Genomic DNA, 24,509 nt, shown 5'->3' on the forward strand with positions numbered 1-24,509 from the left:
AACACGGAAGCGTCTCCCATTTTGCTGACCGGGCTCTTTCAGCTGTCAGATCGGGTCTCGCATCCATCCGCGGACATTCCACGGTGTGGAAAAAGCAGCGAATTGTCGCAATCCCTGTATGCAATGAGGAAGAGCATATTGCTCCATGCCTCCTTGCACTGGCGGCCCAGAAAGCCCTCCCGGACAAGGTTGTTCTATGGGTCAACAATACCACAGACGATACCTGTACCCAGGCACGTTCCCTGATCGACAGACTTCCGTTTGAACTGGAAATCGTCGCGGTCTCCTATGACCCGGCATTGGCCAGTGCCGGTCTGGCACGACGTGACGCCATGGCCCATGCCGCCAGAGAGGCGTCGCCCGATGCCATTCTTTTCACGACGGATGCCGATAGCGAAGTTGCCTCCGACTGGATCGAAAACACTCTTACGGCTTTCACACACTATCCCGTCGAAGCCGTTTTCGGCCGGGTTCTGTTGATGCCGGAGGAATACAGCAAGATTCCGCTTCATCTGCATGAAGACGAACAGGCGGAAAGAGCCTATGGCGCGCTTCTCGAGCAGATCGGACTGATACTTCGTCCGGAAGCGCATGACCCCTGGCCCCGGCATCAGGAACATTCCGGCGCGAGCATTGCCGTCACACACGAGGCCTGGCGCAGGACCGGCGGCATCCCGCACGTTCCCTCCGGGGAGGATAGAGCATTTTATCAGGCCCTGCGACGCCACGGGATACCGGTTCGGCATGATCTGGAAGTCAGTGTGTATGTCTCTGCCCGCCTTCAGGGGCGGGCTCAAGGTGGTATGGCGGAAACACTGGCCCGGCGCCTGATCACGCAGGACGAATATATTGATGATGCCTTTGAGCCGGTCTCAAGACGCCTGCTGCGGATCCGCAGGGAACATGCTTACTGGAATGCAAACCAGTATGCATTTCCCATGCAGCCCTATCCTGACATACCGCTTGTCCATATCCGTCGTCAGGACCTTCCCAGACATCATGAACGTGCCCAGCGTGTCCTCAATGTCCTCCGTCAGCTGAAATGCCGCTTTCCAGAAGGGTTGCAGACCGGCACAGCCGGTCAATCCGATATCCCTCTCCACGCTCTGACAGATCAGCCTGCCAGCCTGCCTCACGGCAGGTTTGCATGAAATGCTCAGCCGCCTCGTCGCCAGTACAGGGCGTATCCGTCTCTCCCGTCCAGTTTACGAGAAGGATACGCCCTGCAGGGACAAGGCTTTCCACGACCATGACGGCAAGGCGCTGAATATCTTCTGCCGTCAGAAAATACAGAATTTCCGAAATAAGGACGAGATCACAGTCAGAAGCCTCTGCAACAGGATAATCCGCTGGCAGAAACGCCCTAAGGAACGTGACATGATCCTGTGCCCTGCATCGCTGCCGCGCAATGGACAGGGCATTTTCCGACGCATCAACAGCCAGAACCCGCCCGCAACGCTGTGCCAACGCCAGCGTACCGACACCGATCGCACATCCAAGTTCAACAGCAAATGAAACAGGGCGGCTGGGGAGACACTCCAGCACCCTCGCCAGTTTCTGCTGCTCATAGGGACTGCTCTCGAACCCCCACGGATCAGAACTGCTCTGAAACAGGCGCTCGAAAACCTCCGGTTTCCACGTTTCGCGGCTCATGACGCGATGAAGATTTCATAAGGCTTGATGATTTTTCCCAGAAGATGCTCCGGCAGGACAAAACCTTCCGGATCGTCCTCCACAACCAGACCTCTCTGGCTCCGATGCGCCTCAACGGCTTTTCGTTTCCTGTCCAGAAAATCCCGCACATCAAGACGCCATCCCATCGGAACAGGCTCGTCAATTTCCATGTCAGGCGGAAGTGTCAGGCCCCAGACCGGATAAGCCAGTATCCTCAGATGCGGCAGAAGAGCTTTCAGCTCCTGCCCCATGACCCAGACCGCTTCGTGATCGCAGTGCGGATCATACCGCCAGGGCACCAGAACCGTGCTGCAGTCGTAACGTCGGACAATCCCGGCCAACTGCTGCAAGGCATCATCCAGCCCCCTGCCTTCACTCGGCACCGCCGTGTCCCGAAATCCCAGAAACAGCAACCGGTCAGAAGGCAGACCCAGCACAGCGGCGGCATCCCGGCTCTCTTCCTGCCGGCACTGAGCCAGACGCTGCGGCGGCCAGGACACGGACCCGGGATGAGACGCCGAGCCATCAGAAACAATCACAACCACTGGCGGCCGTCCTTCGCTGACAGCGCTGGCAATAAAGCCCCCACATCCCAGACTCTCATCATCCGGATGTGGTGAGAGCACAAGCGATGTGCCGGGTGCGATCTCATCCAGAGACGCGAATGGAAAACTGGAAAAATGGCGCAGCATCTCTTCGATTTTCATGCGACATCCTCCGGCCAGTCATGGTTAACGAACCAGCTTGCAGCGTCCGTCAGTGCTTCATCCGGCGCCGGCTGCCTCAGATAGGTCGCCAGATCCCGCATCACCTGTTCGACGGCCCTTCCCTTCACAAAGGCCGAAAGACCCAGCCCCCTCTGCACAAGCGTCATCAGCTCCAGAGCAGCCCGTTCAACCGCCAGCCGCGCAAGATTGACGGTCGCTGTAATCTCTTCCGGACTCACCTCCGCCCCCCCATATGCTGCCTGAGCGGCCTGCCCGGCCCAGAGTGACGCCGTTTTTTGCAGGATGAGCGCCTCTCCGATGCGACACAGCTGATGCGGATTATCCGCCCGCCCCCGCGCCACAAGCTCCTGCCGCAGCAGGTCAACCAACCGGTCCATGGCCCCCAGAGCAACCGCCGATCCACGCCAGGCTCCGGCAGAAAACTCGGGCTGTCGTAAATAATCACCTGCCGATCCGAGAATATCCCCAGCTGAAACATGCAGATCAGTGAAATCATAAGCGCCGGTCCCGCTCGCCTGCATCCCTGTCAGCTTTCCCGGACCGGGTCGCCTGCGACTGGGATCGGTCGTCGGAGCAAGAACCATGACCGACGCATCATCCACGGTCGTCGCCGTGATCAGCGCCAGTCCAACCTGACTGACACCACTGGAAAATCCCTTGAGCCCGGAAAGCCTGTAGCCATCGCTTTCCTTTTGAATCGTCACGGGGGGATTACCATCCGTCACCCATATCCCCGCCAGAACTCCACCTTTAAGCGTCCGGGCCAATTTCTTGCGCTGATCTGAACTGCCATAAAGCGCAACAAGGCGAATGACATTCACATGCCCTTCAAGGCACCGGCCAAGGGAAAGGCTGAGATACCCGGTCCGTCGCAGCAGGGTCAGGAGCGCGCCACGTCCTTCCGGCGAACTGGCCACACCAAGCCCCCCGTCTTCGAAAGGAAGCAACGCATCCAGTGCACCAATTTTCCTTAGAGAAGCGAGCAGTTCCTCAGGAAAGACATCTTCCGAAGATCGGAATGGTCTGGCCTTCCACTCCATAAACAGGCGTCGGAGCCTGTCCTGAAACACGGCAAGGCCTTCGCAGGAGATGTCCCGACCTGAATTCAACATGCCCGAGCATCCTTCCGCGCCAGCCAGCACACGCAACGTCTGACAAGCGGTCAGGGATGCACAGTCCAACTCCGCTCCCCGGTCACTCTTTCGAGGGCAGGCGGCGCGGAATGCCGCACATCAGGCCGGATCGGAACCATGAGGATGGGTTTCCGGCATCCCCCAGGCAAACAGACAGGCCACGGCCGCCCCCGTCAGGCCAAGGATCGTGAAGGTCGTGCTGAAGCCATAAGCCGATGCCAATGCACCGCCTGCAAGATTGGACAGAAGCGCCCCGATGGTCCCCAGCGCCAGACCCAGGCCGATCAGCAGATTGCGCCGCCCGCTTCCCGAAGCGATATCGGAGAGAATGGCGTAAAACAGCACCAGAATGATGCCCGAGGACAACCCGTCTAGGATCTGCACAAGCGCCAGCGTCGGCCAGCCCGCACTCAGAATAACCAGTCCATCCCGAACAGGCTGCAAAGCGAGCGCAAGAACAAAAAGCGGTTTTCGCGGCCATTGCGGTGCCTTCCTGCCCACGAGGAATGCGACCGGCGCCATCGTTATCTGGGCCACGACAATGCAGATGGCCGTCACATCCGCCGGATTGCCAAGATGGTAAAAGGCATAACGCTCGATCATGAGCGGAACAACCGCACCATTGGCCACATTGAACAGCAGATACGTCACCAGAAAAACGGCCAGTCGCGGCTCGGACAGCAGGCTGACAACGGCATGCAGCGTCTCACGCACAGACGCTGCCTCCCGCGACTGGCCCGAAGGTTCATCAGCCCGCGATGAAAACCCACCAACCAGCAGAAGACTGACCGCCGCAAGCCCTCCCACACCCCATAATGGCGCCACCGGCCCCATCATGCGCCCCAGAAGACTCATCAGAAAGCCGGAAGACGCATTGCCCAGATGGTTGAAGGACTCATTGCGCCCCATCCGTTCGATATAACCCTTGGCCCCTGCCGTATGATGGCTGATGGCCGCCAGAATGGGCGTAAAGAGAGCCCCCGCCCCGCCTGCAATAAAATGCGCCACAACAATGGGATAAAACAGCGGCACCCAGGCCATCATCGCAACGGACACAAACGTCACGACACAGCACAGAGCCAGCATCAGGCGGCGACGGGCAATGATATCCAGCGCCCATCCCCCTATGAAACGCGCCAGCACGGCCCCAAGCCCGCCCGCAGCGATGGCGGCCCCAATCCGGCTGGAAGGCCAGTTCTGTATCGTCAGGAAAGCGGTCAGGAAGTTCCCGAGATTGTCCTGAACATCCGCAAGAAGAAAGCTCAGTCCGTCGAGGGAAAGGTCATCCTTCCGATGCCGGGTCTGCGCTCTGTTTTCCGTCACACTGGTTCCCATCAAGATTTTCTGACACGCCGCAAAGGTACTGAAACCCGGCCGCTTCGATATTAAACGGCCAGATCCCACTCACGTTACGAAGCCGCTGAAAGAAAAATGCTTTTTCAGCCCCCGCCCGCAGTCGCCGCCCGGTTCTTCAGCCTGACAACACTTCCGTATCCCCGAATTATCGGGAGCAGCATGAAACTTGCCGCCAGCGTTGCTCTTACACTTCGACATACCTGCAAAAATGACGCTGAACGGAGCGAATTTCCAATGACTGACGTGTCCGTCACCAGCCCCTGCCGCCTCCGGATCAATGGAGAGCCCTGCACCATCGATATCCCGCCCAGCGTCACTCTGCTGGACCTGCTCCGGGAACGTCTGGACCTCACCGGAACCAAGAAGGGATGCGATCACGGGCAGTGCGGCGCCTGCACCGTTCTCGTCAATGGCAGGCGTGTGAAAAGCTGCCTGATCCTCGCCGTCTCGATCCCTGATGCCGAGGTCACCACGATCGAAGGTCTGAGCCGGGACGGGCAGATGCACCCCATGCAACAGGCCTTTCTCGATCAGGACGCCTTTCAATGCGGATACTGCACACCGGGCCAGATCATGTCCGCGGTGGCACTTATGGAAGAAGGGCATGTCCACACCCGCGAGGAAATCCGCGAATTCATGAGCGGCAATCTCTGCCGGTGTGGCGCCTATAACGGCATCCTCGATGCCATCGAACAGGTCATTGCCCAGCAACAGCAGGACCGGACGGGAGAAGCCGCATGAGACAGTTCTCCTATTCCCGCCCCGACACGCTCGATATCGCCTGCCACACACCGGACCACACGCGCTATCTCGCTGGCGGCACCAATCTCATCGATCTGATGAAATCGGACGTCGAACGGCCCGAACATGTCGTCGATCTCAGTGCCCTGTCCATGAGCCAGATCGAGGAACGTCCTGATGGCGGCCTGCGCCTCGGCGCCCTCGCCACCAATGCCGACACGGCCGCCCATCCGCTCGTCAGCGAGCGCTATCCCCTTCTGGCCTCCGCCATTCTCGCCGGTGCCAGTCCGCAGATCCGCAACAGGGCCACGAATGGTGGAAACCTGAACCAGCGCACGCGCTGCCACTATTTCTATGACCCGGACATGGCCTGCAACAAGCGCTCTCCCGGTACGGGATGTTCTGCAAAAGGCGGCCGCAACCGGATCATGGCCATCCTCGGCACCAGCGATGCCTGTATCGCCACGTTCCCGTCCGACATGTGCGTGGCCCTCGCAGCCTTGAATGCGACGGTCAACCTCACAGGTCCCGAAGGCGAGCGCAGTGTTCCCCTGCGCGACTATCATCGACTGCCGGAAGACACCCCTTGGCAGGACAACATCCTGCGTGCCGGTGAAATCGTCACGTCTATCGACCTTCCGCCGCTCAGCTTCGGATCCCATCACACCTACCTCAAGATCCGCGACCGCCTGTCTTTCGCCTTCGCCATCGTCTCCGTCGCAGCGGGCCTTCAGATCGAAAACAACACGATCCGCAAGGCCTCCATCGCCATGGGCGGCGTCGGCACGAAACCCTGGTGCGTCCCGGAGGCCGAAGCCCTCCTTGAGGGGAGAACACCGTCCCCTTCCCTGTTCCGCGACGTTGCCGAATGCTTGCTGCAAGGTGCCGTCACCGATCGCGATAACGCCGCAAAGCTGAAGCTGGCCCCCCGCGTGATCATCCGCGCCCTGTCGCAGGCCGCCGCGGGCACGCCCCAGTCCCAGACGCAAAAGACCATTTTCTGAAAGAACCCGGGTATGACCCTCCATTCAGCAAAAATCGGACAGCCCGTCTCCCGGATCGACGGCCTCGCCAAGGTGACGGGACAGGCCCGCTACGCCGCCGAACCGCATCCTGCCGGCATGCTGTACGGCTTCATCGTCAACAGCCCCATCGCCCGCGGCCGGATCGAGGCAATCCGGGACGAGGCCGCCCGCGCGGTGCCGGGCGTGGTGGAGATCATGACGCATCTCAACCGCCCCCACAGCGCGCTTTTTGAGAAATCCTATATGGATGGTCTGGGCGTCCCCGGCTCTCCCTACAGACCACTCCATGACGCGGAAATCAGCTTCAACGGCCAGCCCGTCGCCGTCGTCCTCGCAGAGACATTTGAAGCCGCCCGTGAAGCCGCCATGCTCCTCGAAGTGGATTACGAACGCTGGCCACATAACGCGGATTTTGAAGCGTCCCTGCACCAGAAATACATGCCAGGCAAAACCCGCAGCAATTACGTGCCGCCCAAATCACGCGGAAACGCCGCCGAGGCCTATGCCCTCAGCCCGATCAAGGTCGAAGGGCGCTATCACCTAGCCCCCGAGCATCACAATCCCATGGAGATGCACGCAACTACCGTCATTGCCGAGGATGACGGCAGCTTCACGGTCTGGGACAAGACACAGGGTCCGCAGGCCGTCCAGGCCTATTTGACCAGCGCCCTGTCCCTTTCAAAAGATCAGGTCCGCGTGCGCAATCCCTATGTCGGCGGGGCATTCGGCTCCGGCCTGCGCGCCCAGCACAACGTCTTCCTCGCAGCGCTGGGCGCAAAAATGCTGAAGCGCTCGGTCCGGATCACCCTGACCCGCCCGCAGATGTTCACCCATGTCTTCCGTCCGGAAGCCGTCATGGATATCGCGCTCGGCGCCCAGCCAGACGGCACGTTGCAGTCCATGATCGTCGATGGCGTGACGGACACATCGCGCTTTGAGCACAACATGGAAAATCTCGTGATCTGGGGTCTGATCAACTACAAATGCCCCAACGCCACGGCCGATTACAAAGTCGCCCCGCGTGACACCTATACTTCCAGCGACATGCGCGCCCCCGGAGCCGCCACGGGCGTCAATCTCTTTGAAATGGCCGTCGATGAAATGGCCTATGCCTGCAACATGGACCCGCTGGCCTTTCGCCTGCACAACTATTCCGATATCGACGCCATGCATGACATGCCCCTGACCAGCAAGGCGTTGAAAGAAGCCATGCATGAGGGCGCGGAACGCTTCGGCTGGTACAACCGCCCGATGCCCCCGAAAAGCATGCGTGACGGAAAGGAGCTGATCGGCTGGGGCATGGCGACAGGCATCTGGGACGCGATGTTCTCCCCCACCTCGGCCCGCGCCACACTGACAGCAGACGGACGCCTGCATATCGCAACTGCTGCCTCCGATATCGGAACCGGAACCTACACGATCCTGGCCCAGACTGCCTCGGAAGCCTTCGGCATCCCTATCGAGATGATCGACATTGAACTGGGCGACTCAACCCTCCCCGAATGCCCGACAGAGGGCGGCTCATGGACAGCCGCCTCCGCAGGCGCCGCTGTCTGGCTCGCCTGCCAAAGCCTGCGCGAGAAGCTGTTTAAGGCTGTAGGCAAAAGCGGAAATATTTCCGCTTGGCTGACGGAAGGACTGTCGAATAATACCACAGTGCTAAAGGACGGATTTCTTCAGGATAAAGGCGCAGATGAAAACCTCAGACTGTCTCTCTCCGAAGCCCTGTCCCTGACAGGTCAGGACAGGCTTGAAGTCGAGGAAACAGCAAAGCCGGGCCTGCGCGGCACCATCAGCCAGATGAGAAAAGCCCGCTTCACTCACAGCGCCGTTTTCTGCGAAGTCCGCGTAGATGAGGAACTTGGCATCGTCCGCGTGACGCGACTGGTCAATGCTGTCGCCGCCGGACGCATCATGAACCCCAAAACTGCAGCCAGTCAGGTCCGCGGTGCCATGGTTATGGCAACAGGCATGGCACTTCACGAAGAGTCCCTGATGGACGAACGCGTCGGCCGCTTCATGAACCACAATTTCGCCGAGTATCACATCCCGGCCCATGCCGACATTCCGGACATGGACGTCCTTTTCGTCGAGGAAAAAGACCGGGAAGTCAGCCCGCTCGGGGTCAAGGGCGTGGGTGAAATCGGCATGTGCGGAACAGCCGCTGCCATCGCCAATGCCATCTTCCATGCCACAGGCCAGCGCCACCGCAGCCTGCCCATCACACCCGGAAGCTGATGATCCCTGCGCCTCTTCCGATAAACTGACCGGAAGAGGCGCAGAAAGGCATTTTCAGCCGTTGATGATCATGCCGCCATTCACATGCAGCGTCTGTCCCGTCACGAAGGACGCATCCTCGCTCGCCAGATAGACATAGGCCGGACCAAGCTCAGCCGGATCCCCACAACGCCCCATCGGCGTATCCTTGCCCAGATCAGCCACAGACTGCGGATCAACGACACCCCAGCTTGCCGGCTGAAGCGGCGTCCAGACCGGCCCCGGCGCCACGGCATTCACCCGGATCCCCTTAGACACCAGTTGAAGCGCAAGAGACCGCGTCATCCCCATTTCTGCCGCCTTGGTCGTGGAATAGGCCAGAAGCGCCTTGTTCCCCGCAAATGCATTGATGGAGGACGTGTTGACGATGGCGCTCCCCTTCTTCAGATGAGCAAGCGCCGCCCGGACGAGATAGAAATAGCCGTTGATATTGGTGTCCATATGGCGCTGCCATTCCTCATCGGAGATGGCTTCAATGTCTTCCTCGACAATCTGCACGCCGGCATTGTTGACGAGAATATCGAGACCGCCCAGCTCCTCGACCGTGCGGGCCACCGCATCATTGCAGACCTGACTGGAAGAGACATCACCGGCAATGGCCAGCCCCTTGCGCCCTTCTTTCTCGATGAGCCGAACAGTCTCCTGTGCATCCTCATGTTCCTCCAGATAGAGGATCGCCACATCCGCACCTTCACGGGCGAAATGGATGGCCGCAGCACGTCCGATCCCACTATCGCCACCACTGATCAGGGCCTTCTTTCCCTCAAGCTTACTGCTCCCACGATAATCAGGCCGGATATGAATGGCCTTGGGCTTCATCAGTCCTTCAAGACCGGGCTGGTGATCCTGCGATTGCGGAAGAATATGATCAGGCATGAAACAGTACTCCAAAAGAGTTCTGGCGCTTTCAGGGAGCAGCACCTCTGCCATGATCAACCGTCGAAGCCGACAAGTGTTGCCTCAACTTACCCTGTCGCAGACCCGGATGACGCATAGTTCATGGAAAACCGCAGCCACAACCAGCCAATCAGCGCAGAAAAGACAGAACCGGCAAAAATGCCCAGCCTGGCGGAAGATGCGAGGTCCGGCGTGGAAAAAGCCAACCCGGCAATAAACAGACTGATCGTAAATCCGATCCCGCAAAGCAGCGACAGACCAAAAATCATCCTCATGGATGTTGCGACCGGAAGATCGGCAATTTTCAGCTTCGTCGCGATAAATGTCGCACCAAAAACGCCCAGCGGCTTGCCGATCACAAGCCCTGCCATGATCCCCAGCGGAACAGCCTTCAGCATCATTTCCGGACGGAAACCCGTCAGCGACACTCCCACATTCATGAAACCAAACAACGGCAGAACACCCCAGGTCACGAAAGACCCCAGCCCAGCCGCCACCCGCTCAAGCGGAGATGCGTCTCCCACAGCCCGTCCGGACACACCCGCAGGCAGACACAACCCGGTCACAACACCTGCAAGTGTCGGATGCAGACCAGAATACAGCAGCGCACTCCACAACAGACCGCCCCCGATCCCATAACTCCACAGGCTCATGATCCCGGCCCTGTTCGCCCCGATCAGCGCGCCCGTAAGGATCATGACCGCACCCATCGCCGGCCAATACAGAGCATGCCCGTAGAACAGGGCAATCACCACGATCCCCAGAACATCATCGAAAATGGCCAGTGCCATCAGCCAGACCCGGGCCCCCGGAGACACATGCCTGCCAAGGGCCAGAATGATCGGCAGCGTAAACGCGGCATCCGTTGCGACCGGAACAGCCCAGCCCCGGACCGTCTCCGGATGCCCGTATGTTACCAGCAGATATGTCAGGGCAGGCACGATCATCCCTCCCACCGCCCCGATGAGCGGAAGGGCGATACGGCGGAATGACGAAAGATGCCCGGAGACAATCTCTTTTCTAATTTCAAGAATAACCACCAGAAAGAACAGGCTCATCAGCCCGTCCGACACCCATGCACCAACTGTCCCCGGACCATCCGCTCCCAGCCAGGAAAGCCGCAAAGGAAATGTCATCAGGCCAGCATAAGCTGACGCCCATGGTGAATTCGCCAGAACAAGCCCTGTGAGCGACGCAATCAGAAGAGCAGAAGCCCCCCATACAGGAGACGACAAAAGACGTCTGAAATACGCGCGGGATCCGGCAGAAAAGTCAGTCATTCCGCCTTGTTGAATGACACGGATCATCAGTACAAGCAGCCGCTATCATACGGGATCGTCCTGTACCCGTTTATTAGGAATCCCGGCTGGACTGACGCAGCGCTTCAAACAGCGTTCTGATAACCGGCCGGACACCATGACCGGAAAACTGCTCGATATAGTAATTCCCCAACCCTGAAATGGCAGGGAGAACAGTGCAGACACTCAGCCCCAGCGCTTCAACCAAGTTCTGGGACGCAGGCCAGGGCACAAGAGCCAGAGCCGAACTTTCCTTGACCATCATGAGCGCCAGCGGGGTCATATCCACCGATTCCACCATCAGGGAAGGCTCGTCGGAAAGACCGGGATAGCGGGCCAGCAACGTGTTCCATCCGACTGCATGGGACCTGACGTCAAGCAGCTTGAAACCGACGACATCATTTGCCGAAGTGATCCGCTCCACATCCTGCGGCTGACCCACAACAACATGGCTGATCCCCATCAGCCATCCCGGATGCTCCCGCGTCGACATGGCATAATCGAAACGGATGGCAAGATCCGGCTCCCGGTGCCTCTGGGAGTCTTCGATAATGACGTCCACCCGCACGGAAGGATGGTTCTTTTCAAACTCGCACAGGCGCCGCGGCAGCCAGCTCATGGCCATCAACTGGCTGGCAACAAGGGAGACGCGCTCCACATCCCGTCTGGGAAACAGGGCAGCGGATTTCGCCTCGATGGCCCGGAGGGAAACCTGAACGGTAGGAAGAAACTCGTTGCCTTCCTGCGTCAGCCTGACCTTGTTGGCACTGCGCAGGAACAGGGGCTTCTTGAGATAGGTCTCCAGCGCAAGGATCTGCTGGCTGACAGCGGCAGCCGACATGTTCAGTTCACGCCCGGCGGACGCAAAACTCTGGTGCCGTGCCGCGGCATCAAAGACGCGAAGCCAGTTCAGGGACGGAATACGATGAGGCTGCATTCCTCAAGCGTAAGCTCAGCTTATGCTTTCTGCCAAGAAGAAATATATTCCGATATCGCATTCAACGCCATAAAGCGGTGAGTGAGCCTTTTTTGCAAACGTCTCAGCGGGAACTCCATGGATGTCTGTTCGTGCGACATGTCTGCTCCTTCCGTTCCTGCTTCTGGCCTTTCCGTCCCTTGCCGCCGCAGAGGATCTTCCCCGCCACATCACGATCGGCACGGAAGGCACCTATCCGCCTTGGGCCTTTGCAAAGCCGGATGGCTCCTATGCCGGGTATGAAATGGACCTCGTAAAAGTGCTCTGCGAGCGGATGCATGCGACCTGCAAGGTTGTCACGCAGGACTGGAACGGGCTCATTCCCGGGCTTCGCGTGGGGCAGTACGACGCTATCATTGCGTCCATGGGCGTTACGGACGAGCGGCGCAAAGTTGTCTCGTTTTCGCATCCCTATACCCGGGCGCCGAACGGTTTTCTGACCTCGGGCACAGGGCCCCTGACCCGTCTGGCTCATACGGGTGTGCCCTTTGATCTAACGCGCGGGCCGCAGGAGGCGCAGGCAGCCCTTGCCGAGCTGAAGACCGCCCTGTCCGGGAAGGTCATCGGAGTGCAGACGGGCTCGACGGCGGCGGGGTTTGCCGATGCCTATCTGCAGGGCCTGAAGATCATGGAATACCCTTCCCTCGACCAGCTTGGGCTGGAGCTGATTGCCGGGCGCATCGATATTGCCATCGCTAATGTTACCACCTTCGGGACCATGATGGAGGCGGCCCCCAAAGGGGCGCTCGTCATGACCGGACCGACATTCTCGGGCGGGGTGCTGGGGTCGAACACGACTAATATTGCGTTCCGCCCGGATGATGATGCGCTGCGCAATGCCTTTGACGCGGCCCTGACATCCGTCAACCGCGACGGCACCAATCAGAAGCTGTCAGAAAAATGGTTCGGCACGGATATCTCGATCCATGAATGAGTCCGTAACGCGCCCCTCCTTTGCCCATTCCCTTGGCCATTCCTCTGGCCTTCAACCGGGACCGAAGATGTTTTCAGCCCTCGCCCCCCTCACCGATGCGGTCACCCTGTCTGTTGACGGGCAGCCGGTCCGAGCCCGTGAGGGTGAGACCGTTGCGGCCTGTCTGCTGCGGGCCGGGGTGCCGTATAACCGCCTGACACCGGTCTCCGGCGCGCCACGCCTGCCTTACTGCATGATCGGGCACTGCTTTGAATGTCTCGTCGAAATCGACGGGATCGGGAACCGGCAGGCCTGCCTGACGCTGGTTCGCGACGGCATGAAGGTACGCCGGCAGGCCGGGGCGCCACCGGCGCTGGAGCCGTCCGTCCCATGAGCATCAACGCGCCTCTCCCTGATGCGGATGTCATCATCGTCGGTTGCGGGCCGTCCGGAATGGCGGCTGCGGTGACGCTGGCGGAGGCAGGCCGCTCCGTCATCGTACTGGACATGCAGCCTGCGCCCGGCGGCCAGATTTTCCGGAGCCTTGAAGCCAATCTGTGCGACACGAGCCCGGCAGGCCAGAGCCTTCTGGCCGCGCTGGGGCCTGCCTATCGGGCGGGTGCGGATCTGATCCGGCGTTTCCGGGCATTTTCCGGAATTGATTACCGGCCGCAGACCACCGTGTGGGAAGTGCGGCCCGATGGAACCGTGGGCTGGTTGCAGGGCATGAACGCCGGATATGTGCGGGGGCGGCAGGTTCTGCTCGCGCATGGGGCGATGGAGCGGCCCGTGCCGTTCCTGGGCTGGACGCTGCCTGGCGTCATGACGGCGGGTGCGGTGCAGACGTTGCTCAAGGCCGGGCATCTGAAGCCTTCGGGCAGGATCGTTCTGGCGGGGACGGGCCCGCTGCTGCTGCTGCTGCTGCTGCTGCTGCTGCTGGCCAACCAGTTGCACCAGCTTGGCGTCAAACCGGCGCTGGTGGGCCGGACCGACCGGCTTTCCGATAGTGTGCGGGCTGCACGGCATCTGCGGCCGGGCGGGCTTGTGCCGCTTGTGAAGGGGCTGGGCTGGCTGGGGCGTCTGAAGCTGGCGGGTGTGAAATCCGTGACAGGGCTTGAGAACCTGGCCGCGCATGGGGCGCAGAGCGTCGAGAGTGTGAGCTTTACGGTCGGTGGAAAACGGCAGACGCTGCCCTGCGATTTGCTGATCGTGCATGACGGGATCGTGCCTGCGATCGACATTCCCAATGCTGCCGGGCTGCGTCTGCAATGGGACGGGCCCAATGCGAGCTGGCGTCCGGCGACGACGCCGGACGGGCTGGGCGCCTCTACCCTTCCGCCGGAACTGTCCGCAGGGCCGTGCGTGCTGCGCGTTACGGGCGATGCCCGGAAGATCGGAGGCGCGGATGCGGCCATGGCGCATGGCAAAGTGGCCGCACAGGCCATTTTGGTGGCGCTGGATCACGGTGCGGGGCCGTCAGCAGGGGCTCTGCGGGCGGTCGATAAGGCGCTGTCCGTGCGTCCGTTTCTGGATGCAGCTTTCCCGCCTGGTCTGGCGCAGGAACTGCCGGATGATGACACGATCGTCTGCCGCTGCGAGGAACTGACGGCCGGGAATCTGCGGGAGAAGATTCGCTCGGGCTTTCGGAACATGGATGCGCTGCGCGGCGAATCACGCTGTGGCATGGGGCCGTGTCAGGGCCGGAGCTGCATGGTGACGGCGGCCCGGCTGCTTCAGGATGAGACGCGTGCTACGGGTTGTCCGCCAACATTCCGGGGACGGCCGCCGATCCGGCCGATCCCGCTTGGAGCGGTAGCGACGCTGTCGGGTCTTGACCCCCGAGCCACCATCCGGCTGACACTCGAAGACAAGCCCGAAAATGCATCAGAGGATACGGTCGATGCCCCGGCAGAATGAAACCGCCCTGATCATCGGTGCCGGACTTCAGGGCTGTTCGATCGCCCTGTTCCTGGCGCGTGCGGGCTGGCGTGTCACGCTGCTCGACAAGAATGTCGCCGGGCGTCATGCCTCCAGCGTCAATGCCGGGGGCCTGCGCACGCTGATGCGGGACTGGCGGGAATATCCGCTGTCCGAACTGGCGATGGAACACTGGCGGCATCTCGACCGGCTTGTTGGTGCGGGGGCTGCGGAAAGCTGTGAGGTTCGGCTCGGCGTCGGGCAGATCGCGGTGGCGCTCGATGAGGCGGAAATGTCCTGGACGCTGGGCCGCGTGCAGGAGATGGAACGGCGGGGGCTGGGGGCGGAAGAGCTTCTCTCGGCCACGGAAGTCCGGAAGATGCTGCCCGGTCTGACGGATCAGGCTCTGGGCGGGCTTGTTTCGCGCGGGGACGGACATGCCAATCCGGCTGCGTCGACCCGGGCTTTCAGGCAGGCCGCCATGGCGGCGGGCGCAAAGATCGTCGAGAACTGCCGTGTTCTGGGCCTCGACCGCCTGCCGGGCGGCGGCTGGTCCGTTACGGCATCGTCGGGGCGGTATGAGGCGGGCGTGCTGGTCAACTGTGCCGGGGCCTGGGGCGCGCAGGTGGCGGCCATGGCGGGGCAGACGCTGCCGCTGAAGGTGGTCGCCCCCTCCATGATGGTCACGGCACGGGCGCAGCCATTCCTGGAACCCGTTGTTATCGGGATCGACCGTCCGCTGTCTTTCAAGCAGAGCGCCGTGGGGTCGCTGGTGATCGGCGGGGGCATTCTTGGGAAACCCTGTGCGGATCACGACACGTCCTTTACCGTCATGGACCGGATGCCCGAGGGCGCGGCCGCCACACTCGAAGCCTTCCCGGGCCTGGCGCATGTGCCGGTCCTGCGGACATGGACCGGGCTTGAAGGCGCGACGCCGGACGGGATTCCCGTGATCGGGCCGGGCGAAGGCACGCCGGATCTGTGGCATGTCTTCGGGTTCTGCGGGCATGGGTTCCAGCTTTCGCCGGCGGTGGGCGATGTTGTGGGACGCTCTCTGGTCAGCGGGACGGTTGATCCGTTGCTTGCGCCGTTCAGCGGCAGGCGCTTTGATGCGGGAGACGCCGCGTGAGCACACCGGCCTTCACGCTCATCGGGTTTGGCCCGGAAGGCTGGGGGAGGCTCCTGCTGCTGGCGGCCGGGCTGACGCTCGTGGCGGCGGTGTGCAGCTTTGCGCTGGGCAGTCTGCTTGGAGCGGCAGGGGCAGCGCTCAAGCTGGCGTCGTCGCGGAGCCTGCGGGGGGTTGGCACTTTTTACACGACGGTTTTTCGCGGGATTCCGGAGATCCTCGTCGTCTATCTGTTCTATTTCGGGGGCTCGCTTGCCCTGACGCACCTGATGCATCTGGCGGGGTTTCCGGGGTTCTTCTCCTTGCCCTCTTTCATCATCGGTGTCGTGGCCATCGGGCTGGTTTCGGAGGCCTATCAGACCGAAGCCTATCGCAGCGCTTATCTGCGGCTGGAGCGCGGGCAGATCGAAGCGGGCAAGGCCTGCGGCATGTCCAGCTTTGTCCTGCTGTGGCGTGTCATAGCACCGCAGACCCTGCGGTTTGCGCTGCCTGCGCTGGGTAATATCTGGCAGTCCGTCCTGAAGGAAACGGCGCTTTTGTCCATCATCGGGCTTGTCGAGCTTCTGCGGCAGTCCACGATTGCGTCGGGCGCGACACGGCAGCCGCTGCTGTTCTACGGTGTGGCTGCGCTGCTCTATCTTGTCATGGGGCAGATCACGGCGCTGGACATCCGGACGGTCGAGAAACGTCTTGCACGCTGCTGGGGGCGATAGGATGGACTGGCCTTTTCTTTTCGCAACGGCAAAGACGCTCCTCACAGGCGTGCCGCTGACCCTCCGGCTGGCAGCAACGTCGCTTTGCGCGGGGTTTGTGCTGGCGGTCGGGATCGCTGCCCTGGCCAGGAGCCGGTTTGCTCCGGCGCGCTGGCTGGCTGCGCTGTATGTGATGCTCTTTCAGGGCACGCCGCTGCTGGTGCAGATCTTCATCGTCTATTACGGCTTCGGACAGATCGATTTTCTGCGGGCGTCCTTTGCCTGGTCGTTCCTGCAGCAGGCCTATTGGTGCGCCGTTCTTGCGCTCTCGCTCAACACCTCGGCCTATGGCGCGGAAATCATCCGTGGCGCCATCGCGGCCGTTCCCGCGCGGGAGATCGAGGCGGCGCGCGCGATGGGCATGTCCGGACTGCTGCTGCGCCGGCGGATCATCTGGCCGCAGGCTCTGCAATACGGGCTGGCGAATTACGGCAACGAGGCCATCCTGCTTCTCAAAGCAACGTCGCTCGCCAGTGTGATTACGCTGATGGATGTTACGGGTCTGGCTTACAGGCTGGTCTCGAAGACCTATCGTTCGGAAGAAATCTTCACGGTCGCGGGTGTGATCTATCTTGCGTTGACCTTCGTGATTGCCACGGGAGTCCATCTCCTTGAACGCCGCCTCACGCCCTGTCGCCGGGTCTGACCCAGACGCCCCCGTCTTTTCCGGAGTTTCCATGGAACCGATCCAGTCCGCCACAGGGGCCCTGTCCGCCTCCCCCGTCATCAGCGCCACCGGCCTGACGAAACGCTATGGCGCCCTGGACGTCCTGCGGGGCGTTGATCTGGACGCGCATGAAGGCGAGGTGATTTCGATCCTGGGCGCTTCCGGCTCAGGAAAATCCACGTTCCTGCGCTGTCTGAACCTTCTGGAAGTCCCTTCGGGCGGCGCGCTCAATGTGCTGGGCGAGGACGTCCGTTTCCGCATGAAAGACGCAGAGCGGCAGATTGCGGATGCGCGGCAGGTCAACCGCCTGCGGTCGCAGGTCGGCATGGTGTTCCAGAACTTCTGCCTCTGGAGCCACCGGACCGTGCTGCAGAACGTCATGGAAGGCCCGGTCCATGTTCAGGGACGCAACCGACAGGAGGTGCGTGAGGAAGCCGAAAAGGAGCTGGACCGCGTGGGCCTGCTGAACCGGGCGGATTATTATCCGTCCCAGCTCTCCGGCGGGCAGCAGCAGCGGGTCGCGATTGCCCGCGCCATCGTCATGCGTCCGCGCGTCCTGCTGTTCGACGAGCCGACCTCCGCGCTGGACCCGGAACTGGTCGGGGAAGTGCTCAAAGTCATGCAGGGGCTGGCGGCCGAGGGCAGGACCATGCTGATTGTCACGCATGAAATGGCGTTCGCACGGGACGTCTCAAGCCGGGTCGTGTTTCTGGAAAAAGGAACCGTCCGCGCCCAGGGTGCCCCGCAGGATCTGTTCAAAGGCGGTATGGATGAGCGCTTCGACAGGTTTGTCAGCCATTTTTCGCGTCAGGGCTGAAGCCCTGGCGCCGAGTATCGGAAAGGAGTTGAGATGAAGACGTGCCAGATCCTGGGTGTCCCCATCCAAAGCGGAACCTCTGAAAGAGGCTGCATCATGGGCCCAACGGCCTTTCGCATCGCGGGACTGCCCGAAATCCTGCAGGAGCTTGGATGGCAGGTTGAGGATGTGGGAGACGCCGTACCCGCCGCGATGCCGGATGTGAGCCATTCCAACCCCGCCGTGCGCAATCTGGACGCGATCATCGCCTGGACGAAAAGCGTCGGTGAGCGGGCCTATGAGATGGCGAAGGCCTGCGATTTCCCGATTTTCCTGGGCGGGGATCACTCCATGTCCGCCGGGACGGTTTCGGGTGTGGCGCGTCATGCGCAGGATCTGGAGCAGCCCCAGTTCGTCCTGTGGCTGGATGCGCATACCGACCTGCATACACTGCACACGACCACCAGCGGCAACCTGCACGGCACGCCTGTCGCCTATTTCACGGGCCAGTCCGGATTCGAGGGCTTTCCGCCGCCTGCGGCACCCGTCGATCCGCACAACATGTGCATGATGGGTATCCGCTCGGTCGATCAGGCCGAGAAACGCCATGTCGCGGAAATCGGCATCACCGTCTTCGACATGCGCGCCATTGACGAGCAGGGCATCGTCGGACCGCTGAACAGCTTTCTGGACCGCGTCCGCGCTGCCAATGGGCGCCTGCATGTCAGCCTGGACGTGGATTTTCTTGATCCGGACATCGCACCGGCCGTGGGCACGACCGTCAATGGCGGTGCGACCTTCCGTGAGGCGCATCTCATTATGGAAATGCTGCATGACAGCGGGCTCGTGACATCGCTGGATCTGGCGGAACTCAATCCGTTCCTCGACGTCCGCGCCAAGACCGCCCTGCTCATGACCGATCTGGCCGCCAGCCTCTTTGGCCGCCGTGTTCTCGAACGCAAGACAAGGACCTACTGAGATGACTTCCTTCGCCCCTGCCCCGTCCCATCTCGCCTTCGTGCCGTTCGTCTCGGTCGAAAACATGATGGCGCTGGTCCACACCATCGGGATCGAAACTTTCCTGCGCGAGCTTGCGGAGTATCTTGAAGCCGACTTCAAGCGCTGGCCGGAATTCGACAAGACCCCGCGTGTGGCCGCGCATTCGGCTGAAGGCGTCATCGAACTAATGCCGACGAGCGACAGCAGCCTCTATGGATTCAAATACGTCAACGGCCATCCCAAGAACACGAAGGAAGGCCTTCAGACGGTCACGGCGTTCGGCATGCTGGCGGATGTGGCTTCGGGTTATCCAATGCTTCTGTCCGAAATGACGCTGCTGACGGCCCTGCGCACGGCGGCGACGTCGGCCATGGCTGCGAAATATCTCGCACCGGCAAACGCGAAAACGATGGCCATCATCGGCAATGGCGCGCAGTCCGAGTTCCAGGCGATGGCGTTCCGCGAGATCGTCGGGATCCGGGCGCTGCGGCTGTATGATCTGGACCGGACGGCGTCGGAGAAATGCGCCCGCAACCTGAGCGGACAGGGCTTTGACATCACGATCTGCGACAGCAGTGAGGAGGCCGTGGACGGGGCGGACATCATCACGACCGTCACGGCTGACAAGCAGTGCGCGACGATCCTGTCGGACAACATGGTTGGCGCGGGCATTCACATCAACGCTGTGGGTGGGGACTGCCCGGGCAAGACGGAGCTTCAGCGCGATATTCTGCTGCGGTCCTCCATCTTTGCGGAATATCCGCCGCAGACGCATATCGAAGGCGAAATCCAGCAGTTGCCCGAAGATCATCCGGTAACGGAGCTGTGGCAGGTCATCAACGGCGAAGCGAAGGGCCGCGCCAGTGACAGCCAGATCACGCTGTTTGATTCCGTGGGCTTTGCGATCGAGGACTTCTCGGCCTTGCGCTATGTGCGCGACAAGCTGGACGCAACCGGCCTGTACGAGAAGCTGGACATGCTCGCCGATCCGGATGATCCGCGCGATCTGTTCGGAATGCTCCAGCGCTCCAAGGGCGCTGACACGCCCTGAGACAGGCTTCTGGCTGCCGCGTCGGGGCAGCCAGAAGCGGCCTTCAGAGGCCGCCCTGTTCGACGATGAAGCGGGCGATTTCAGGCACGCCCTCGCCCGCGCGGATATTGGCGAAGACGAAGGGCCGTGTGCCGCGCATCTTTTTGCTGTCGCGGTCCATCACGCCCAGATCAGCACCGACATAAGGCGCAAGATCAATCTTGTTAATGACCAGCAGGTCGCTCCGGGTAATGCCGGGGCCGCCCTTGCGGGGGATTTTGTCCCCGGCCGAGACATCGATCACATAGATCGTCAGATCCGCCAGTTCGGGGCTGAAGGTCGCGGCCAGATTGTCGCCGCCGCTTTCCACCAGAACCAGATCCAGCCCCTCGAAGCGCTCCGTCAGTTCGGCGATGCCCGCCAGATTGATGCTGGCGTCTTCGCGGATGGCCGTGTGGGGGCAGCCGCCCGTTTCGATCCCCTTGATCCGTTCCGGCGGCAAAGAGCCCGCGCGGGTCAGGAACTCGGCATCTTCGCGCGTGTAGATGTCGTTCGTGATGGCAGCGATGTTGTAGTCGTCGCGGAAGGTCCGGCACAGGGCATCCATCAGCGCCGTCTTGCCCGTTCCGACCGGACCGCCGATCCCGACCCGCAGCGGGCCGTGTTTTGCTTTTGTCATGTTCTGAACAACCTTGTTGTCTGGGTTTCGTGATGCATGGCCGCGAGGTCGGAGCGGAAGCAGGCGCCCCCGACATCGTCCAGGGTCCGGTTTTTCGTGACGGTTACGGCGCGCAAGAGAAGCGGTTCCAGCCGGGCCAGCGCATGCAGGCCGTCCGTCTGTCCCAGTGGCACGAGGCGCACGGCTGCTGAGACGAGAGCGGCGATGGTGGCGTATCCACCCGAGAGCAGCGCCTGTTCCAGCGCCAGACCGCCCCGCCGGAAGACCAGCCCCTGCGCGACCGGCAGCGGCCAGCGCGTACCGCGCAGTTCGGACGGATCGGGCGTGACCGGCCAGACGGATGCGGCCTTGAAGAAGGCTTCGCCCTGATAGACTGTTTCGTCATAGCGCTCCCGCGATGAGGCGCAGGCGCAGGCCAATTCCGCCAGATCGCGCAGGCGGGGCATGTCGTGAGCAGTCTTCCACGCTTCCTGAAGAACGATCAGGTCGCTGCCCGGCGCGCCGTGCTCCAGCAGGCAGCCAATCCAGTCGCAGAGGGTTGCGACATCCGTGACGTCTCCGCTTTCCACCGCCCATTCCAGACCGTGGCTGTAGGCATATCCGCCCGTCGGAAAGGCTGGCGACACCCATGACAGGAGGCGCAGGAAGGCGGCGCCTGTCTGCGGGAGCGGGGTTTCAGTCATGCGTGTGGTGATGGTGCCCGTCCCCGTGGTGGTGCGGCTCGTGGCCGCCCGCTCGGGAGGCATAGGCTCCGCTTTCCGGGTCGAACGGCGCTTCCACCATGCGCACATGTCCGCCCAGACCATGGATCATGTCGGCGATAACATGATCGCGGCGCACGAGGATGGCGTGTTCCGAAATGGCGGCGGGCAGGTGGCGGTTGCCCAGATGCCATGCGAGCTGAAGCAGTTGCAGGGGGCTGTGGGCCGTGACTTCCATCAGCTCTTCGGGCAGGGCTTCCACGCGGATGATGCGGCCATCCTCCAGACGCAGCCCCTCTCCGGCCTGAAGCAGGCGGGCATGTTCCAGCTCCAGCCGGATTTTCTCACCGTTCTGCAGGGTCAGCATCATCCGGCGACGGTGCCGCCCTTCGTAATCGGCGGCGAAGGTGCCGCTGGCTTCGGCTTCGGGCCAGCTTCCGGCGGGAAGGATATCCAGGATTTGGGTCATCAGAACAGGAAATACCTCTGGGCCATGGGCAGGACTTCGGCGGGCTCACAGGTCAGGAGCACGCCATCGGCCCGCACTTCATAGGTTTCGGGATCGACTTCGATATGGGGCATGGCGTCGTTATGGATCATGCTGCGCTTGCCGATCCCGCCGCGCACGTTCGAGACTGCCGAGAGCGGCCGGCGCAGACCCAGCTTTTTGCCGATATCGTCTTCCAGCGCGGCCTGTGACACGAAGGTCAGGCTGGTATGGGTCAGCGCGCCGCCATAGCCGCCGAACATCATGCGGCCATGCACGGGCTGCGGCGTGGGGATCGACGCGTTGGGATCGCCCATCATCGCATAGACGATGGCGCCGCCCTTGATGACCAGATCGGGTTTGACGCCGAAGAAAGCGGGGTCCCACAGGACCAGATCCGCGAGCTTGCCGACTTCGATTGATCCGACTTCATGGGACAGGCCATGCGAGATGGCGGGGTTGATGGTGTATTTGGCGATATAGCGCTTCACGCGGGCATTATCCGCAGCACCATCCCCGGCCAGAGAGCCGCGCTGGATTTTCATTTTATGGGCCGTCTGCCATGTGCGCAGCGGGACTTCGCCCACGCGGCCCATGGCCTGACTGTCCGACGACATCATCGAGAGCACGCCCATGTCATGAAAAATGTCCTCGGCGGCGATCGTCTCGCGGCGGATGCGGCTTTCGGCGAAGGCGATGTCTTCCGGCACGCGCTGGTCCAGGTGATGGCAGACCATCAGCATGTCCAGATGTTCGTCCAGCGTGTTGACGGTGAACGGGCGCGTGGGGTTGGTCGAGGACGGCAGGACGTTGGGCAGGCCAGCCACGCGGATGATGTCCGGCGCATGGCCCCCGCCCGCGCCTTCCGTATGGAAGGCGTGGATCGTGCGGCCCTGAAAGGCGGCGATCGTGTCCTCGACGAAGCCGCTTTCATTCAGCGTATCGGTATGGATCATGACCTGCACGTCCATGCGGTCCGCAACGCTCAGGCAGCAGTCGATGGCGGCGGGGGTTGAGCCCCAGTCTTCATGCAGTTTGAGGCAGCAGGCCCCGGCGCGCACCATTTCCTCCAGCCCGTCCGGGCGGGAGGCGTTGCCTTTGCCCGCGAACGCCAGATTGACCGGGAAGGCTTCCGCCGCCTGAAGCATCCGCGCCAGATGCCATGGGCCGGGTGTGCAGGTTGTGGCAGCCGTGCCGGTCGCGGGGCCGGTGCCGCCGCCGAGCATGGTCGTGATGCCCGATGCCAGTGCTTCCTCGATCTGCTGCGGGCAGATGAAATGGATATGACTGTCGATCCCGCCGGCGGTCAGGATCTTGCCCTCGCCCGCGATGATTTCCGTGCCCGGACCGATGATGATGTCCACGCCCGGCTGGATATCGGGGTTGCCCGCCTTGCCGATGGCTGCGATCCGCCCGTCGCGCAGTGCAACATCCGCCTTCACGATCCCCCAGTGATCGATGATGACGGCGTTCGTGATGACGGTATCCGCAGCGCCCTCTTCCCGCGTGACCTGCGACTGGCCCATGCCGTCACGGATGGTCTTGCCGCCGCCGAAGCGGACTTCCTCGCCATAGATCGTGTGGTCGCGCTCGATCTCGACGAGCAGCGCGGTATCGGCGAGGCGCAGGCGGTCGCCGACCGTGGGGCCGAACTGTCCGGCATAGTCATGTCTGGAAAGACGCATCACTGATCCACACTCCCCATGACATTGCCCCGGAAGCCCACGACGCGCCGCAGGCCACGCAGGGGGACGAGCGTGACTTCGCGGTCCTGTCCCGGTTCAAACCGGATGGCCCCGCCCGACGCCACATCGAGACGCCACCCTGTCGCCTGTGCGCGGTCGAATTTCAGGGCCGGATTGACCTCGGCAAAATGATAATGGCTGCCGACCTGCACCGGCCGGTTGCCGGTATTCGTCACCAGAAGCGTCCGGCGCGGCTGGCCTTCATTGAGGACGATCTCGCCTTCAGCGGGAAGGATTTCACCGGGAATGGCCCCGGCGGCGAGGGATTCAGCGTATCGGGTCATGAACGGTCACCAGCTTTGTGCCATCGGGGAAGGTTGCTTCCACCTGCACGTCATGAATCATTTCGGCCACGCCCTGCATGACTTGGTCGCGCGTCAGAACGCGGCCGCCGCTGGCCATGAGTTCGGACACGCTTTTTCCGTCCCGTGCGCCTTCGACAACGTGATCGGTGATGAGAGCTACGGCTTCCGGATAATTGAGCACGACACCGCGTTCCAGCCGTCGACGCGCGACGTTTGCCGCCATCGCCACCAGCAGCTTGTCCTTTTCACGGGGGGTAAGTTTCATGTCCTGCTCCGTTCCGAACTCT

The 24,509-nt window shown here is 61.8% G+C and carries 25 protein-coding genes and 1 pseudogene; 13 read left to right on the forward strand and 13 right to left on the reverse strand.

The window, feature by feature from the left end:
• Positions 1–83 precede the first annotated feature (83 nt).
• Complete coding sequence (locus ACJ2A4_RS07315) at positions 84–1,151, forward strand: glycosyltransferase (protein WP_408872322.1); 1,068 nt, start codon at positions 84–86, stop codon at positions 1,149–1,151.
• 121 nt (positions 1,152–1,272) lie between these two features.
• Here the strand turns inward: ACJ2A4_RS07315 and ACJ2A4_RS07320 are convergent.
• The 4 genes and pseudogenes from ACJ2A4_RS07320 to ACJ2A4_RS07335 form a co-directional block, all read right to left on the reverse strand.
• Positions 1,273–1,653 (reverse strand): annotated as a pseudogene (locus ACJ2A4_RS07320) (SAM-dependent methyltransferase); the annotation flags it as partial.
• The gene (locus ACJ2A4_RS07325; protein ID WP_408872323.1) at positions 1,650–2,381 is read right to left on the reverse strand and encodes a PIG-L deacetylase family protein; all 732 of its coding nucleotides are present in this window, start codon (positions 2,379–2,381) and stop codon (positions 1,650–1,652) included. The gene ACJ2A4_RS07325 and the pseudogene ACJ2A4_RS07320, both read right to left, overlap by 4 nt.
• Complete coding sequence (locus ACJ2A4_RS07330; protein ID WP_408872324.1) at positions 2,378–3,514, reverse strand: acyl-CoA dehydrogenase; 1,137 nt, start codon at positions 3,512–3,514, stop codon at positions 2,378–2,380. The genes ACJ2A4_RS07325 and ACJ2A4_RS07330 overlap by 4 nt, the downstream gene beginning before the upstream one ends.
• Before the next feature lie 120 nt (positions 3,515–3,634).
• Positions 3,635–4,858, reverse strand: coding sequence for an MFS transporter (locus ACJ2A4_RS07335; RefSeq protein ID WP_408872325.1), 1,224 nt, complete (start codon positions 4,856–4,858; stop codon positions 3,635–3,637).
• 267 nt (positions 4,859–5,125) lie between these two features.
• On the opposite strand from ACJ2A4_RS07335, the gene ACJ2A4_RS07340 reads away from it, so the two are divergent.
• The 3 genes from ACJ2A4_RS07340 to ACJ2A4_RS07350 are packed head-to-tail and all read left to right on the forward strand — an operon-like array spanning position 5,126 to position 8,895.
• The gene (locus tag ACJ2A4_RS07340) at positions 5,126–5,632 is read left to right on the forward strand and encodes a (2Fe-2S)-binding protein (RefSeq protein ID WP_408872326.1); all 507 of its coding nucleotides are present in this window, start codon (positions 5,126–5,128) and stop codon (positions 5,630–5,632) included.
• The gene (locus tag ACJ2A4_RS07345; RefSeq protein WP_408872327.1) at positions 5,629–6,636 is read left to right on the forward strand and encodes an FAD binding domain-containing protein; all 1,008 of its coding nucleotides are present in this window, start codon (positions 5,629–5,631) and stop codon (positions 6,634–6,636) included. The genes ACJ2A4_RS07340 and ACJ2A4_RS07345 overlap by 4 nt, the downstream gene beginning before the upstream one ends.
• Before the next feature lie 12 nt (positions 6,637–6,648).
• Positions 6,649–8,895 (forward strand): xanthine dehydrogenase family protein molybdopterin-binding subunit, encoded by a 2,247-nt coding sequence (locus tag ACJ2A4_RS07350; RefSeq protein ID WP_408872328.1) that lies wholly within the window; start codon positions 6,649–6,651, stop codon positions 8,893–8,895.
• Between the two features lie 54 nt (positions 8,896–8,949).
• Here the strand turns inward: ACJ2A4_RS07350 and ACJ2A4_RS07355 are convergent, their stop codons facing one another.
• The 3 genes from ACJ2A4_RS07355 to ACJ2A4_RS07365 form a co-directional block, all read right to left on the reverse strand.
• The gene (locus ACJ2A4_RS07355; RefSeq protein WP_408872329.1) at positions 8,950–9,810 is read right to left on the reverse strand and encodes a glucose 1-dehydrogenase; all 861 of its coding nucleotides are present in this window, start codon (positions 9,808–9,810) and stop codon (positions 8,950–8,952) included.
• An 89-nt stretch (positions 9,811–9,899) separates the two neighbouring features.
• Positions 9,900–11,111, reverse strand: coding sequence for a Na+/H+ antiporter NhaA (nhaA, locus tag ACJ2A4_RS07360; RefSeq protein ID WP_408872330.1), 1,212 nt, complete (start codon positions 11,109–11,111; stop codon positions 9,900–9,902).
• 73 nt (positions 11,112–11,184) lie between these two features.
• The gene (locus ACJ2A4_RS07365; RefSeq protein WP_062507226.1) at positions 11,185–12,066 is read right to left on the reverse strand and encodes a LysR family transcriptional regulator; all 882 of its coding nucleotides are present in this window, start codon (positions 12,064–12,066) and stop codon (positions 11,185–11,187) included.
• Between the two features lie 121 nt (positions 12,067–12,187).
• On the opposite strand from ACJ2A4_RS07365, the gene ACJ2A4_RS07370 reads away from it, so the two are divergent.
• From ACJ2A4_RS07370 to ACJ2A4_RS07410, 9 genes are all read left to right on the forward strand, one after another.
• On the forward strand, positions 12,188–13,039 hold the full coding sequence (locus ACJ2A4_RS07370) for a transporter substrate-binding domain-containing protein (protein WP_408872331.1): 852 nt from the start codon (positions 12,188–12,190) through the stop codon (positions 13,037–13,039).
• Positions 13,040–13,106: 67 nt separating this feature from the next.
• Positions 13,107–13,412 carry a (2Fe-2S)-binding protein gene (locus ACJ2A4_RS07375; RefSeq protein ID WP_408872332.1) on the forward strand — a complete coding sequence of 102 codons (306 nt, stop codon included), beginning with the start codon at positions 13,107–13,109 and terminating at the stop codon, positions 13,410–13,412.
• Complete coding sequence (locus ACJ2A4_RS07380; protein WP_408872333.1) at positions 13,409–14,935, forward strand: FAD-dependent oxidoreductase; 1,527 nt, start codon at positions 13,409–13,411, stop codon at positions 14,933–14,935. Before ACJ2A4_RS07375 ends, ACJ2A4_RS07380 begins: the two co-directional genes overlap by 4 nt.
• Entirely contained in the window at positions 14,919–16,064 is a 1,146-nt protein-coding gene (locus tag ACJ2A4_RS07385; RefSeq protein ID WP_408872334.1) for an NAD(P)/FAD-dependent oxidoreductase, read from the forward strand. Before ACJ2A4_RS07380 ends, ACJ2A4_RS07385 begins: the two co-directional genes overlap by 17 nt.
• The gene (locus ACJ2A4_RS07390) at positions 16,061–16,774 is read left to right on the forward strand and encodes an ABC transporter permease (RefSeq protein WP_408872335.1); all 714 of its coding nucleotides are present in this window, start codon (positions 16,061–16,063) and stop codon (positions 16,772–16,774) included. Before ACJ2A4_RS07385 ends, ACJ2A4_RS07390 begins: the two co-directional genes overlap by 4 nt.
• 1 nt (position 16,775) lies before the next feature.
• Positions 16,776–17,459 (forward strand): ABC transporter permease, encoded by a 684-nt coding sequence (locus ACJ2A4_RS07395; protein ID WP_408872336.1) that lies wholly within the window; start codon positions 16,776–16,778, stop codon positions 17,457–17,459.
• A gap of 31 nt (positions 17,460–17,490) precedes the next feature.
• On the forward strand, positions 17,491–18,297 hold the full coding sequence (locus ACJ2A4_RS07400; RefSeq protein ID WP_408872337.1) for an ABC transporter ATP-binding protein: 807 nt from the start codon (positions 17,491–17,493) through the stop codon (positions 18,295–18,297).
• Between the two features lie 33 nt (positions 18,298–18,330).
• Positions 18,331–19,254: an arginase gene (gene rocF, locus ACJ2A4_RS07405; protein WP_408872338.1), complete on the forward strand. Its 924-nt coding sequence runs from the start codon at positions 18,331–18,333 to the stop codon at positions 19,252–19,254.
• Position 19,255: 1 nt separating this feature from the next.
• Entirely contained in the window at positions 19,256–20,326 is a 1,071-nt protein-coding gene (locus ACJ2A4_RS07410; RefSeq protein ID WP_408872339.1) for an ornithine cyclodeaminase, read from the forward strand.
• 43 nt (positions 20,327–20,369) lie between these two features.
• Here ACJ2A4_RS07410 and ureG read toward each other — a convergent pair whose 3' ends face one another.
• From ureG to ACJ2A4_RS07440, 6 genes are read right to left on the reverse strand one after another with little or no spacing between them, the layout of a single operon-like run.
• A complete protein-coding gene (ureG, locus tag ACJ2A4_RS07415) occupies positions 20,370–20,984 on the reverse strand; it encodes an urease accessory protein UreG (protein ID WP_077803555.1) in 615 nt (204 codons plus the stop codon).
• Complete coding sequence (locus ACJ2A4_RS07420) at positions 20,981–21,667, reverse strand: urease accessory protein UreF (protein ID WP_408874123.1); 687 nt, start codon at positions 21,665–21,667, stop codon at positions 20,981–20,983. The genes ureG and ACJ2A4_RS07420 overlap by 4 nt, the downstream gene beginning before the upstream one ends.
• Complete coding sequence (locus tag ACJ2A4_RS07425; protein ID WP_408872340.1) at positions 21,660–22,154, reverse strand: urease accessory protein UreE; 495 nt, start codon at positions 22,152–22,154, stop codon at positions 21,660–21,662. The genes ACJ2A4_RS07420 and ACJ2A4_RS07425 overlap by 8 nt, the downstream gene beginning before the upstream one ends.
• Positions 22,154–23,860 (reverse strand): urease subunit alpha, encoded by a 1,707-nt coding sequence (ureC, locus tag ACJ2A4_RS07430; protein ID WP_408872341.1) that lies wholly within the window; start codon positions 23,858–23,860, stop codon positions 22,154–22,156. Before ureC ends, ACJ2A4_RS07425 begins: the two co-directional genes overlap by 1 nt.
• A complete protein-coding gene (locus ACJ2A4_RS07435) occupies positions 23,857–24,201 on the reverse strand; it encodes an urease subunit beta (protein WP_408872342.1) in 345 nt (114 codons plus the stop codon). Before ACJ2A4_RS07435 ends, ureC begins: the two co-directional genes overlap by 4 nt.
• Positions 24,185–24,487, reverse strand: a complete 303-nt coding sequence (locus ACJ2A4_RS07440; RefSeq protein WP_077803551.1) for an urease subunit gamma — start codon at positions 24,485–24,487, stop codon at positions 24,185–24,187. The genes ACJ2A4_RS07435 and ACJ2A4_RS07440 overlap by 17 nt, the downstream gene beginning before the upstream one ends.
• Positions 24,488–24,509 lie beyond the last annotated feature (22 nt).

It is taken from the genome of Gluconobacter roseus (genome assembly GCF_046058915.1).
GTDB classification, from domain to species: Bacteria; Pseudomonadota; Alphaproteobacteria; order Acetobacterales; family Acetobacteraceae; genus Gluconobacter; species Gluconobacter roseus_A.

Coding starts and splice junctions, on each gene's coding strand:
- ACJ2A4_RS07325 (WP_408872323.1), bottom strand. CDS start 2,381: ATGAAAATCGAAGAGATGCTGCGCCATTTTTCCAGTTTTCCATTCGCG.
- ACJ2A4_RS07330 (WP_408872324.1), bottom strand. CDS start 3,514: ATGTTGAATTCAGGTCGGGACATCTCCTGCGAAGGCCTTGCCGTGTTT.
- ACJ2A4_RS07340 (WP_408872326.1), top strand. CDS start 5,126: ATGACTGACGTGTCCGTCACCAGCCCCTGCCGCCTCCGGATCAATGGA.
- ACJ2A4_RS07345 (WP_408872327.1), top strand. CDS start 5,629: ATGAGACAGTTCTCCTATTCCCGCCCCGACACGCTCGATATCGCCTGC.
- ACJ2A4_RS07350 (WP_408872328.1), top strand. CDS start 6,649: ATGACCCTCCATTCAGCAAAAATCGGACAGCCCGTCTCCCGGATCGAC.
- ACJ2A4_RS07355 (WP_408872329.1), bottom strand. CDS start 9,810: ATGCCTGATCATATTCTTCCGCAATCGCAGGATCACCAGCCCGGTCTT.
- nhaA (WP_408872330.1), bottom strand. CDS start 11,111: ATGACTGACTTTTCTGCCGGATCCCGCGCGTATTTCAGACGTCTTTTG.
- ACJ2A4_RS07365 (WP_062507226.1), bottom strand. CDS start 12,066: ATGCAGCCTCATCGTATTCCGTCCCTGAACTGGCTTCGCGTCTTTGAT.
- ACJ2A4_RS07370 (WP_408872331.1), top strand. CDS start 12,188: ATGTCTGTTCGTGCGACATGTCTGCTCCTTCCGTTCCTGCTTCTGGCC.
- ACJ2A4_RS07375 (WP_408872332.1), top strand. CDS start 13,107: ATGTTTTCAGCCCTCGCCCCCCTCACCGATGCGGTCACCCTGTCTGTT.
- ACJ2A4_RS07380 (WP_408872333.1), top strand. CDS start 13,409: ATGAGCATCAACGCGCCTCTCCCTGATGCGGATGTCATCATCGTCGGT.
- ACJ2A4_RS07385 (WP_408872334.1), top strand. CDS start 14,919: ATGCCCCGGCAGAATGAAACCGCCCTGATCATCGGTGCCGGACTTCAG.
- ACJ2A4_RS07395 (WP_408872336.1), top strand. CDS start 16,776: ATGGACTGGCCTTTTCTTTTCGCAACGGCAAAGACGCTCCTCACAGGC.
- ACJ2A4_RS07400 (WP_408872337.1), top strand. CDS start 17,491: ATGGAACCGATCCAGTCCGCCACAGGGGCCCTGTCCGCCTCCCCCGTC.
- rocF (WP_408872338.1), top strand. CDS start 18,331: ATGAAGACGTGCCAGATCCTGGGTGTCCCCATCCAAAGCGGAACCTCT.
- ACJ2A4_RS07410 (WP_408872339.1), top strand. CDS start 19,256: ATGACTTCCTTCGCCCCTGCCCCGTCCCATCTCGCCTTCGTGCCGTTC.
- ureG (WP_077803555.1), bottom strand. CDS start 20,984: ATGACAAAAGCAAAACACGGCCCGCTGCGGGTCGGGATCGGCGGTCCG.
- ACJ2A4_RS07420 (WP_408874123.1), bottom strand. CDS start 21,667: ATGACTGAAACCCCGCTCCCGCAGACAGGCGCCGCCTTCCTGCGCCTC.
- ACJ2A4_RS07425 (WP_408872340.1), bottom strand. CDS start 22,154: ATGACCCAAATCCTGGATATCCTTCCCGCCGGAAGCTGGCCCGAAGCC.
- ACJ2A4_RS07435 (WP_408872342.1), bottom strand. CDS start 24,201: ATGACCCGATACGCTGAATCCCTCGCCGCCGGGGCCATTCCCGGTGAA.
- ACJ2A4_RS07440 (WP_077803551.1), bottom strand. CDS start 24,487: ATGAAACTTACCCCCCGTGAAAAGGACAAGCTGCTGGTGGCGATGGCG.